General features: G+C 53.2%; 9 protein-coding genes. 2 read left to right on the forward strand and 7 right to left on the reverse strand.

Annotation, left to right across the window (positions count from 1 at the left end; translation table 11 throughout):
- Positions 1 to 73: 73 nt before the first annotated feature.
- The 7 genes from HV832_RS04800 to hutU form a co-directional block, all read right to left on the reverse strand.
- On the reverse strand, positions 74 to 1,771 hold the full coding sequence (locus HV832_RS04800) for a diguanylate cyclase (RefSeq protein ID WP_176802403.1): 1,698 nt from the start codon (positions 1,769 to 1,771) through the stop codon (positions 74 to 76).
- Positions 1,772 to 2,164, reverse strand: coding sequence for a response regulator (locus tag HV832_RS04805; RefSeq protein WP_176802404.1), 393 nt, complete (start codon positions 2,162 to 2,164; stop codon positions 1,772 to 1,774).
- Positions 2,165 to 2,317: 153 nt separating this feature from the next.
- Positions 2,318 to 5,989: a DUF748 domain-containing protein gene (locus HV832_RS04810; protein WP_176802405.1), complete on the reverse strand. Its 3,672-nt coding sequence runs from the start codon at positions 5,987 to 5,989 to the stop codon at positions 2,318 to 2,320.
- A gap of 254 nt (positions 5,990 to 6,243) precedes the next feature.
- The gene (gene hutI, locus HV832_RS04815; RefSeq protein WP_176802527.1) at positions 6,244 to 7,464 is read right to left on the reverse strand and encodes an imidazolonepropionase; all 1,221 of its coding nucleotides are present in this window, start codon (positions 7,462 to 7,464) and stop codon (positions 6,244 to 6,246) included.
- A 2-nt stretch (positions 7,465 to 7,466) separates the two neighbouring features.
- Positions 7,467 to 8,078, reverse strand: a complete 612-nt coding sequence (locus HV832_RS04820; RefSeq protein ID WP_176802406.1) for a HutD/Ves family protein — start codon at positions 8,076 to 8,078, stop codon at positions 7,467 to 7,469.
- A gap of 2 nt (positions 8,079 to 8,080) precedes the next feature.
- On the reverse strand, positions 8,081 to 9,622 hold the full coding sequence (gene hutH, locus HV832_RS04825) for a histidine ammonia-lyase (protein ID WP_176802407.1): 1,542 nt from the start codon (positions 9,620 to 9,622) through the stop codon (positions 8,081 to 8,083).
- Between the two features lie 156 nt (positions 9,623 to 9,778).
- Complete coding sequence (hutU, locus tag HV832_RS04830; RefSeq protein WP_176802408.1) at positions 9,779 to 11,482, reverse strand: urocanate hydratase; 1,704 nt, start codon at positions 11,480 to 11,482, stop codon at positions 9,779 to 9,781.
- Between the two features lie 216 nt (positions 11,483 to 11,698).
- Between hutU and hutC the strand changes: the two genes are divergently transcribed.
- Complete coding sequence (gene hutC / locus HV832_RS04835; protein WP_317889293.1) at positions 11,699 to 12,409, forward strand: histidine utilization transcriptional repressor HutC; 711 nt, start codon at positions 11,699 to 11,701, stop codon at positions 12,407 to 12,409.
- Between the two features lie 90 nt (positions 12,410 to 12,499).
- Positions 12,500 to 12,697: a hypothetical protein gene (locus tag HV832_RS04840; protein ID WP_176802409.1), complete on the forward strand. Its 198-nt coding sequence runs from the start codon at positions 12,500 to 12,502 to the stop codon at positions 12,695 to 12,697.
- Positions 12,698 to 12,802: the final 105 nt, after the last annotated feature.

Raw genomic sequence — 12,802 nt, forward strand, 5'->3', positions numbered from 1 at the left:
CGCATTCAGCAAAAAGCCGGGTCATCTGCCCGGCTTTTTATTTTGATCGGCATCCTGACCTGGCGGCACTCAGTTATACACTCAACTTATAGACAGGGTTATCCAATGTCTGCAAGGATTCAGCTAACGTGATCCGGTTACGCCCAGCCTGTTTTGAAGCATACATCGCACTATCTGCGATATCAAACAAGGCGTCGGGGTCGATGGTATTCTCTAAATCTGCAACACCTGCCGAGAAGGTGACAAAAAACTCTTCATTTTCTGCATGCTGACTCACCTTGGCAAAGGCAGTCCGTACCTGATCCAATACTCGACGAGCCGTCGCCGCATCAGTATCGGGAAATACAATGGCAAACTCCTCTCCGCCATAACGGCCAACAATATCACTGCGACGCAGACGCTGTCGTAAAATCCGCGCCAGTGTGCGCAATACCTGATCCCCGGTCGCATGGCCGTACTGATCATTCACCCGCTTGAAATAATCGAGGTCAATCATGGCCAGCGCCAGCGGAGCCTGCTTTCGCCGGGCCTGCAGAATTTCCGATGCAAGATGTTCTTTGATGGCGGTGTGGTTATATAAACCCGTCAGGCCATCCCGCATGATCAGGGAACGCAATGAACGGTAACGTTCAGCCCGCGTTGACAGCGAAGAAACCAGATATTCCTGGCTCACTGGTTTCATAATGAAATCATCAGCTCCGGCCCGCACTGCATCGAGTTGATTGGCCATATCATTTTCACTGGATAAAAAAACGATCGGCACATCCACATACGAATTATCCTGACGGATCATACGTGACAGCTCCACGCCGCTGCAGAGCGGCATGTAAATATCAAGCAGCAGGAGTTCCGGTCGGAAATCAGTCATCACCGACAAAATCTGGGTCGGGTCATTCAGCAGAAAAACCGTCATGCCTGCATTGCGCAACACCTCGCTGTAGTAGCGCGAAGTGACCACATCATCATCCACAATCAGAACCCGGTATCCCTTGTTCTGATCGCGCTGCAACAAGGAATCCATTCTCTCGGTCAGCGCCACCACATCCACCGGCTTGGTAAAGTAGCCGTCCCCTTTGGCTTTCACCGCCAGCAGGCGTGATTCAAAACTGCTGGATTTAGAAACGAAAATCGTCGGAATCCGCAAACGCTGGAGCTGTTCAATACGTTTGATTTCATCGATACCGGCATTTTTCCCTTCCGGGAAACTCAATTCGATCACAATCGCATCCGGTCTGCGGGTTGCGACAGCAATTGCCAAATCTTTCAATTGTTCAATACACACCGGCTCGTAGCCGAAATGCTCAAGCTGGGTGACGATTGCCTGATTCTGTCCGTTATCATCATCGACCAGATAAATCAGCTGATTGTGATCGGATTCATGAACCGGGTCTTTCCGTTGTCCCTTAGGCTGTTCTGCTATCGGCGCATCCTTATCCAGATTAAGCAATGCAGAAGAAAAATAGTCATGAATATCGTGCGCGTATTCTGATAATTCAGCATCACTCCAGGTCTCATCTTTCAGCAAGGGCTTGAGACGGGATTCAAATATTCTTGCCTGCGCTCCCAACGCCTCAAAACCAAAGGTACCGGCAGAACCAGCCATGGTGTGCAGGTGGCGGTGCAGTAGTCCCAGCGCCTCTTTATTTTTGGGGTCCGCAATGTACTGATTCAAAGCATCGAATATTTCGTCAAACTTGGACGGCAGTTTTTGCAAAAAAACCTGCTCCAGCGCCCGGAGTTTTTCGTGCAGACTATCTTGTTTATCTAACATTTATTTCATCTCTTGCCAGAGTTTTCTGACTTGTTCTGGCAGTTGCATCGGGTCAAACGGCTTGGCGATGACGCCGATTGCTCCCAATGATTTATAAAACTCAACTTCTGCGGACTGCACCTTGGCAGTCATGAAGATAACAGGTGTATTGGCTGTCAATGGCAATTTTCTGAGTTCAGCAAGCGTGGTTGGTCCATCCATGTTTGGCATCATGACATCCAGCAGCAGCAAATCCGGCTGATATCCCTGCTGTACATCAGACAACGCCTGCTGGCCTGAGCTGCAGCTGCGCAAGACAAACCCGCCTACGACTTCCAGCGCAATCTGGGCGACTGTCTGTATGTCCTGATCGTCTTCCACATACAAAATATTGGTAAGGCTTGCTGATGCCATTACTGCTCCTTAAGCAAAGTCTCCATACCGTCTGAAATTCAGCATAATTCAAGATGACGGTCAAAACAATCGGTTCTCAGACAGAAATTGATTTTTCGTAAAATTTAGTAGCCAACAATACAAAATTTTGATCTTCCTGCCACAGCAATCTGGCTACCTGAGCGAGAAATCCACCCGGTTTGGAGCCCCTTGATCCTTGATGCCATCGGCATTCATTCTCGGCGCAATCAGGAACAGGCGCTCACGATTTATCTCGCCCACATCCTCCAGATAATCACGCACCAGATCAGCACGCTTTTGCGCCAGCAACCGCAAATCTTCTGGGTTGATTTTAATATTTTGCAAAATCAGCGCCTCTGCTTCTTTGGTTGGTAAGGTTTTGGCAAGCCCAATCATATTCCGGGGTTTAGAAAATTTTTCGGCATCATAAACAGTCTGCACGTATTTTGCCCGTTCATCGTCTGTCACGATCACGCCTTCTGTTTTGGCACGACGGTCTTTTTTGTTCAGGTCACGCACTTTCGCTTCGCGCAGACGATTTTCCAGAACCTGTCTGCGCAGACCTTCAGTATCCGAGATCTGCTCTACCCGGCCAATAATATCCAGCCTTAAGCTGTCACGCTTTTTGAGCGCCTTGACCAGGGTATCGAGTTTTTCCTTGCCTGCCGGTGCCAGTTCAGCAATCCCGGGGGGGAATTCCAGATAAGCCAGTTGCTCGCCACCGCCAAACAAAGACCCCAGCAAAGCAAATGGTGATGTGATGGCCTTGGTGATCAGATTGATAAATACTTTGAAAATAATACCGCCGACAGAAAACTGCGGATCAGACAAGGAACCTGAAATCGGCAGATTGATATTGATTTTGCCATCGTTATCCCGTAATAGCGCCACCGCCAGCATCACCGGCAACCTGGTGGCTGTCGGGCTATCGACTTTTTCGCCAAATGTCAGCTGATCCAGCACGATGTTATTTTCAGCTTTGAGCTGCTGATGGTCGATTGTGTAGCTGACCTGCATCGACAGCTTACCTTTTTCAATCGGATAACCGGCGTACTTGGTGGCATAGGGGGTCAGACGGGTCAGTTCGATCCCATTCGCACTGCCTTTGATATCCAGTGAAACTGGTGTAGACAACGGATTAAGCGACCCCGAAATCAGCACCGGCGCATCGTCATCGATTTTTCCATTCAGTTCCAGCGTCGCGGCCTGCGGATCATCCGATGCAAGCATGCCGATATTACCGCTGATACCGGTCAGGTTTGCGTGATAATTCGGCTTGATAAAGTTATCGGTGAAATTCACATTTCCGTCGCGGAAAACCGTCTGCGCGATACGGATAACCGGCTTGTCGCTACCGGCGTTCGCTACCGTTGCAGAAGCTGCTGCCACTCCCGCTACCACGCTTGCTGTGACAGGTGTGGCGACTGGCGCTGAGGTCGACGTTACCGTTCCTACCGGTGCGGCAGTGGGCGCTGCATCACTCTTTTTAATGGCGAGAATATTCTGCAGATTTAATTTTCCCTGATCCGACAGCACGGCTTTGGCAAAGAAATGATTCAGTCCCAGCTTGCCGATACTGACGGTTGGTGGTGCCATGCCCAGTCTGGCGCGTATGCCTTCCAGTCCGATATTTTTCCACTCCAGAAAATCATCGTCTGACCCATTTTCAAAAATCTGGAAATCATTCAGATTCAGATTGCCGTCATATGCAATCTGGGGCCCGGAATCGAGGAGGTTATTTATTGTCAGTTTGCCTTTGGCGCTGGCAACCCCCTGTGTAATTTCCACATTCAGGAATTGAGAAAAATAGGGATACAGCGTCGCCACCGGCAAATTATCCGCTGCCAGCGTGACGCCGATCTGCCGCAATGCCGGAAAGACGTTGCCCTTCAGGTCAAGCCGACCTTTCCGGTTCAACCGGGACTGCCAGTGAAATTGTGCCTGACGTGACAAGTCGCTGCTGAACTGAGCGACATCCATATCGATGCCGGTGAGGTTGAGTTTCACCGCCGGGCTGACCGACTGGTCGCCAAAACGGATGTCGCTGTTTTTCAGCGCGGCATTACCGATATTGATTTTCCACGGATTGTTTTTTCCTGCCGGTCCAGTCGCAACAGACGCTGACCGCGCAGAGGAGGAACTGCGCAACCAGTTCTGTACACCAAACACAGAAGCCTGATTGCGGCGGATATCGAGCGCCATGCCGCCCAGCGCCACAGAATCAAGCTGGATGCGCCTGCTAACACTATCCAGCTGCATTTTATCGATTGCCAGGGAGTGCAATCCGGCACTGCCATCTTCTGCTTTTCCCTTGACCAGGAAATCGCTGAGGCGCAACGAAACATCCTGCAACTGCCACTGTTCCTGATTCAGATGAATTTGGGAGCTGGCATCGAGTTTTGCCGACAGCTTCGCATTCAGGTAAGGATTCAGCCATGCCTGATAATGCTCCAGCGACAGTGCGGCCAGCTCCAGACGACCATTCAGTGAAGTGGCGGATGCTTGCAGCTCGCCATCAAATTGGAGCTTTTCATCGGCTGCGCCATTAACACTCAGTTTGAACGGCGAGGGCGCAGCTTCTTTGGCGGTCGAGATATTCTGCGCCTGTAAGACGATTTCTGTGAAATCCAGTTTCTGTGCCGGATGCGCATATACGGCATCCGAGAAATGAACCTGCCCCTGCTTCAGCTGTAACTGATGCACCAGCACCAGTGGTAATGCAGTAGCTGGTGCCGGATTTTTTTCGGCTGTCTTGTGAGGTGCGCTGGAAGGGGTTTGCAGATGCGCCCAGTTCAGCCCTTGTTTCGGATCGAGGCTGACCCAGACCTGCGGGGCAGACAGGCTCAGTTGCTGCAACTCGGTAGTAGCGGTCAGCAGATTGAACTGTTTGATTTTTGCCTGTAAATCCGCCATTTTCAACAAAGGCTGGGAATGCAGGTCATTCAGCGCCACATCCTGTAACTGCAGATCACCTGAGAGCAGGATTGCCGGCTGCTGTTTTTTGCGGCTGAAGCTGAGATCAAGCTTGCTACTGATCTTGGTACTGGCGATTTGCAGTGGCAAAGCAACCGGGATATACCCGAGAAATGGAGTGATATCAAATTGTTCGAGATCAATCGCAAGACTGGTTTCCAATTGCTCGGTAAACGGCCTGGATCTGGCCTTCAGCACAAATGGCGCACCATTGATCCGTGCTGACAACCGGGGTTCCACAAAACTGCTGACCGCTTTCGGAAAATTGGAAATAAACGGAACGCCGATATCAAGATTTTCAATTTTGAACTGATGCTGTTGAACCGCATCATCGAGCACAACCATACCGTGCTGGACTTGTATATTCGACACAGAAAAACGCAGCGGCGCGCCACTGGAAGGCGTGGCTGCAACTTTGTCCAGCATATCGCTGAAATTGTACCTGCCATGCGGCACTGCCGTTTGGCGCACCAGATGCAGTACCGGTGTATCCAGTTGCAGTTCATCGAGAACCAGTGCCTGATGAAGCAGCGAACTTAGCGAGAGATTCAGTTTCAGGCTGTTCAGGGTCAGCGCCGGTGTCTTTCCGTCGGTTTCCAGTAATCGCACCTGCTCCAGCATCAATGCCAGTGTGAAGGGGGAAAAATGTGCTGCCCCGATTTCCAGTTTGCGTCCGGTCTGCTGCTGCACCTGCTCAGTCGCCAGACGCTGCACATATCCCGGTAAAAACAGCCAGCTCAGAGCAGCCAGCAACAGAAAGATACCAGCAAGACTGAAAACATAGCGACCCGCCCTGCCAGTCGGGTATCTGCGCGGAACCGGCTCTGGTGTCTGTGTTGCGGATGTGGTCACGATATGCCTCTGCCTGAGTAAAAACACATGACAAGCGCAGAACGGCCATCACACCGGACAGCTCTGCCAGCCGGATAACGGCCGCTTGTCTGTTGATATTTCCAAATACGGTTCGGTTTTGCCGTACGTTGCTTCTGCGATGCACAAGCACACTCACATTATACGTCGCTGGCATGAGATAAAAAACAAGACAACCGCCCGGATGAGGTCGCCAGGCTTGCAGATATCGTCTGAAATCCGAAAAATCTGCGGGTTTACAGCCGGGGCTGGCCGGCAAAGACGATGTGACGCGCGGGGTTAGCGCCGATGTGGTATGCCAGATCAGCAAGCCGGGTAATGTCCCACACCACGAAATCGGCGGCCTGACCGGTTTCCAGCGTACCGGCTTCCTGCTGCAGGTCAAGCGCCTGCGCTGCGTGGCAAGTCACGCCCTGCAAAGCTTCCAGCGGTGTCATGCGAAATAAGGTACACCCCATGTTCATGGTCAGCAGCAGGGAGGTCAATGGCGAGGTTCCGGGGTTGCAGTCGGTCGCCAGCGCCATCGAAACACCGGCCGCACGCAATGCGGCGACCGGAGGCAGCACGGTTTCCCGCAAAAAGTAAAAAGCACCGGGCAACAGCACTGCAACCGTGCCATGCGCTGCCATGGCGCTGATGCCATCCGCCGACAAATATTCCAGATGATCGGCAGATAAACCCCGGAAACGCGCAACCAATGCCGCACCGCCCTGATCGGACAATTGCTCTGCATGCAGTTTGACGGGGATGCCTGCTGCCTGTGCTGCAAAAAAAACACGCTCGGTTTGCGCCGGAGTAAAACCGATTTTTTCGCAAAAAACATCGACCGCGTCTACCAGCTCTTCACCGAGCAGGGCGGGCAGCATGACTTCACAAACCTCACGGATATAGTCATCCGCACGGCCCGCATATTCGGGCGGCAAGGCATGCGCCCCCAGAAAGGTCGTTCTGACACGCACCGGAAACTCGCGTCCGATACGCCGCGCAACCCGCAGAATCCGGGCTTCCGTCTCCAGATCCAGCCCGTACCCGGACTTGATCTCCAGCGTTGTGACACCTTCTGCCAGCAACGCGCGCAGGCGTGGCAATGCTGCAGTCAATAATTCCTCTTCGCTGGCAGCACGTGTTGCCCGTACTGTCGATAAAATCCCGCCGCCTTGCCGGGCGATCTCTTCATACGAAACGCCATTCAGGCGCGCCTCAAATTCATTGCTACGATTACCACCATATACCAGATGCGTATGGCAATCGATCAGTCCCGGCGTTATCCAGCCGCCGCCGCCATCGTGGTGCTGTTTGACGCGGTAATCCTGAGGCAATTCTGCACGACGCCCAATCCAGGCGATTCTGCCATCGCGGATTGCCAGTGCGCCGTCCTGTATTTCTCCATACGAGCCACCATCCCCCCGGCGCATTGTCGCAAGATGGACATTGGTCCATAAACTATCCCACACCATCATCAGCTTTGACCCCGGTTCAGGAAATGGAGGGTGATCAGGTACAGCAGGGTATCTTCCGTAGCGTTGCATTGGAACTGCGCGCCACGACCATCTCTTTCTTCTTCAAATTGACATAAATCACCCGGTGACATGGTGTGTCCCTGCCCCAGCGTTGCCTGGCCAGACACACAGTACAGCAATACCTGCTGGGCATCGGCAGCATCAATGTCGTGCTGACCGGCAGTAAGCTGACGCATGAAATGCGAACACACGGCACGGTGCGTCATCATGTTCAGATCAAGGATTTGTCCATCCAGCAGCGAAGCGCTGATGGATGATTCGCCCAGAAAACGGTACGGCGTACTGTCCGTCGTCAATTGCACAGGCGGAACCGTCGGGTCATCGTCATGTAAAACCAGTCCGGCGCCTTCCAGCACGGCGAGGCTGCGGTCAATTTGCGGAAAATGAGAGAATGGGCCATCGGCATGCACACTGGCGGTACTGAGCCGCCAGATAAAATGACCCAGAGTCGCACCGGCCGGAAAGATTGCCAGTTCAGTCGTGATACCGCCGCCATTTTTCCACGGCATGGTCTGATAGTCTGCGGTATGCCAGCGGTGCGTCAATGCCATATTCAGTCCTGATAAAGCGGTTGAAATAAATGACTGTGCCCGACGCTGAGCGCCCCGTCCAGCACCAGTGCTTTGGCAGCAGCAATATCCGGCGCAAAGAAACGGTCTTTGTCGTAAAAGCTGACCTGCTCACGCAGTATCTGATGCACACTACCCAGCAGTGCAGAGGTCTTCAGCGGCGCATGAAAATCCACGCCCTGCGCCGCGGCCAGCAATTCAATTCCAACGATGGTCGCCGTATTATGCGCCATTTCATGCAAACGGCGCGCACCATAGGTCGCCATACTGACGTGATCTTCCTGGTTAGCCGAAGTCGGAATCGTATCGACACTGGATGGATGGGCGTGCGATTTGTTTTCCGAAGCCAGCGCAGCAGCGGTCACATGCGCAATCATGAAACCGGAATTCAGACCCGAAGATGGCACCAGAAAAGGTGGCAGACCGGAGATAGACGCATCGATCAGCAGTGCGATACGACGCTCGGAAATCGAGCCGATTTCCGCAATCGCGAGTGCCAGCGTATCCGCCGCAAACGCGACAGGTTCAGCGTGGAAATTACCGCCGGAAATGACTTCACCAGTTTCGACAAACACCAGCGGATTATCGGTCACCGCATTGGCTTCAATCAGCAAAGTACGTGCCGCATTATTGATGATATCCAGACAGGCACCCATGACCTGAGGCTGGCAGCGCAGGCAATATGGGTCTTGCACGCGCTCGTCATTGACCAGATGCGACTGGCGGATTTCACTGCCGGCCAACAGCGAACGGTAAATCGCAGCGGTCGCGATCTGGCCAGGCTGACCACGGCTGGTATGAATACGTGCGTCAAACGGTGCATCGCTGCCTTTAGCGGCGTCAACTGACAAAGCACCGGTAATGGTCGCCGCTTCCAGCAGACGCTCTGCCAAAAACAGTCCATGTAGAGCTAGCGCAGTCGATACCTGGGTACCGTTAATCAGCGCCAGACCTTCTTTTGCGGCCAGCACCACCGGCGTAATACCAGCAGCCGCCAGCGCTTCACGTGCAGCTTGCAATTGCCCGTTGACCCGCACTTCGCCCTCACCCAGCAGCGCCAGCGTCATATGTGACAAAGGTGCCAGATCACCCGAAGCACCGACCGAGCCCTTGACCGGTATGGCCGGCATGATGCCAGCGTTAACCATCGCGATCATGCTGTCGATCACCGAGGCACGAATGCCGGACACACCACGTGCCAGGCTGGCGATTTTCATGGCTAGAATCAGGCGCACCACTTCATCAGAAATCAGTTCACCGGAACCGACAGAATGCGACAAAATCAGATTACGCTGCAACAGTTCCAGCTGTTCATCCGGTATGCGGGTCTTAGCCAGTTTGCCAAAGCCGGTATTGATACCGTATGCCGCATCGCCTTTGGCGACGATCTGGCTGATCGTATCTGCGGACGCATTGATCGCCGCATAGGCGGACGGTGCCAGTTTCAGGGTTTGCGGCTGGCTCCAGACCTCGCGTAAATCGGACAGGCTGAATTGGCCCGGTTGAATTTCAAAACAGGTGGTCATGCTTATTCTCTCTTTTTCATCTGTCAGGCCGGACGCTGAACTGCAGCGACATCCGGTATCAGAGTAACAGTTAATTTATCTTTTAAAGCGACAAAAATTTGTCCCGGCGCAGCAATGGAGACACCGACAAGCCGGGACGACTATGTGCAGTGCAGCTTATTTAATCATCGGCAAATTCAAGCCTTCGCGCTTGGCGCAGGCGACTGCCTGTTCATAGCCTGCATCGGCATGACGCATCACACCGGAACCGCAATCATTGACCAGCACGCGTGCCAGACGCTTCGCGGCAGCATCCGTACCGTCAGCCACAATCACCATACCGGAATGCTGGGAGTAGCCCATGCCCACACCACCGCCATGATGCAAAGAGACCCAGCTGGCGCCACCGGCAGTGTTCAGCAAGGCATTCAGCAAAGGCCAGTCAGAGACGGCATCAGTACCGTCTTTCATGCCCTCGGTTTCGCGATTCGGGCTGGATACTGAGCCAGTGTCGAGGTGATCGCGGCCAATCACGATCGGCGCTTTGAGTTCGCCGTTTTTGACCATTTCATTGAATGCTAACCCGGCGATATGACGCTCGCCCAGCCCCAGCCAGCAGATACGTGCCGGCAAGCCCTGGAAGGCGATACGTTCACCCGCCATGTCCAGCCATTGATGCACGCCTTTATTGTGTGGGAATAATTCCTTGATTTTGGCATCGGTTTTACGGATGTCTTCCGGGTCCCCCGACAAAGCCACCCAGCGGAACGGGCCTTTTCCATCACAAAACAGCGGACGGATATACGCTGGCACAAAGCCGGGAAAATCGAAGGCATTGTTGACGCCGGTATCGAACGCGACCTGACGGATATTATTACCGTAGTCGACAGTAGGTATGCCCATCGCATGGAAATCCAGCATGGCCTGTACATGCACGGCACAAGCCTGCGCCGCATCGGCAGTCAGCTTCGCGTGTTGCGCCGGGTCTTGCTGAGCAGTTTTCCACTGCTCCACGCTCCAGCCTATCGGCAGGTAACCATTTATCAGATCATGGGCCGAAGTCTGGTCAGTCACCAGATCCGGTTTCATGCCGCCCGCTTTGGCGCGCTTGACCAGCTCTGGCAGGATTTCAGCCGCATTGCCGAGCAAGGCGATGGAAACCGCTTCTTTACGTGCGCAATGCTGCTGTATCAGCGCCAGTGCATCATCGAGGTCGTGAGCTTGTTTATCGACATAGCGGGTACGCAGACGGAAGTCGATACTGCTTTGCTGACATTCGATATTCAGTGACACTGCCCCGGCAAAACTGGCCGCCAATGGCTGCGCGCCGCCCATGCCGCCGAGACCGGCAGTCAGTATCCAGCGCCCGCCCCAGTCACCATTGTAATGCTGGCGCCCGGCTTCGGCGAAAGTTTCATAAGTGCCCTGCACGATGCCCTGGGTACCGATGTAAATCCAGCTGCCCGCGGTCATCTGACCGTACATGAACAAACCTTTGCGGTCGAGTTCATTGAAGTGCTCCCAGTTGGCCCATTTCGGTACCAAATTGGAATTGGCGATCAGCACGCGTGGTGCATCTTCATGCGTCTGGAATACACCTACCGGTTTGCCGGACTGTATCAGCAGGGTTTCATTGGCTTCCAGCGCTTTCAGCGAAGCGAGGATCTGGTCATAGCATTCCCAGTTGCGTGCCGCACGGCCTATGCCGCCGTACACCACCAGATGCCTGGGGTTTTCAGCGACAGCCGGGTCCAGGTTGTTTTGTATCATGCGATAGGCGGCCTCGGCCACCCAGGTTTTACAGACCTTCTCAGCACCCTGCGGTGCGTGAATAACTCGGCTGGCATCCCAGCGTGGATCGTTTTGCAATTGGGTCGTCATGAATTGTCTCCTGTCAGGGTGAAATGTCCGGTCTCAGCCGACCGCTGAGCATGGCCGTGATTTATTGTGCGATCAGTTTAAGTTGTATATACAACTTTTGCAAGCAGAATTTACATGCGACAATACGGAAATGCGCACAAGCAGAAAATCATGCTGTGCTCACTCATATCTCCTTGTAAGTCAGTTTCAGAATTTATTTATTTCAGCAGGAATCACGTGTCTACCTCCCAAGCCAGCGCCCCCGCCTTTCAGACGATCAAAGATTATTTGTTGCGCGAAATCCAGTCCGGCACCTGGAAAGAAGGTCAGGCGATTCCTTCGGAAGCTATGCTTGCAGAGCAATTTTCAGTGTCACGCATGACCGTCAACCGCGCCGTGCGGGAGCTGACCAGTGAACAAATTCTGAACCGGATTCAGGGCTCCGGCACCTATGTTGCACAACAAAAATATCAGGCAACCTTAGTAGAGATCAAAAGCATTGCCGACGAAATCCGTTCACGCGGACATGTTCATCGGAGCGAATTGCACGAGTTGAGCGAAAGTCCCGCCAATGAGCAGCTGGCGGCAGAATTTCTGGTCAAACCCGGACACCGGCTGTTTCATTCGGTGATCGTTCACTTTGAAAATGACGTGGCAATACAGGTAGAGGACCGCTGGGTCAACTCCAGCGTGACGCCGGATTACCTCGCGCAGGATTTCAGCAAAATGACACCGAATGAATATCTGGTCGCCGTCGCGCCGCTGCAGGGTGTGGATTATCTGATCGAAGCTACACTGCCGCCGAAACAGATTGCCGACATGCTGCATATTTCCATCAAGGAAGCCTGCCTGGTATTAAGGCGAAAAACACGTTCGCAAGGAAAAATCGCCACCAGTGTGACGATGTGGCATCCCGGCAGACATTACCAGTTCGCCGGTAGTTTTTAATCTCAGGAAAATGCCGGTAACAGGCTTGTCACAGCACCTTGTTCTCCGGCACGCTAAAATACGTGCTGCAACTTCAGAAAAGGATACGCCATGGCCAAAAAGAATGATCTTGATCCTGAAACAGAAGCACTGATCGCCTGGTGTACGGATGTCGAAGGTTTTTTAGTCGCCGGCGGTGCTACCCGCGATCAGGCACAGACACATATCGAAGAACAAATCGAATGGTTCACCGATCTGTTTTTCGATGGGCTGACGCCGGAAGAGGCTGCGAAGGAAGCACTGGCCTGATCCGGTAAAACTGACCGGATGACAGCCACTTCCCGCAATGAACTGCAGGTATCTTTACTGTCCTCGCAATTCACTGGCAAAACCTTATTTCTGCTCAGCGTGATT

The sequence above is a fragment of the Cognatundibacterium oligocarboniphilum genome (assembly GCF_013377855.1).
Lineage (GTDB): Bacteria > Pseudomonadota > Gammaproteobacteria > Burkholderiales > Burkholderiaceae_D > Undibacterium > Undibacterium oligocarboniphilum.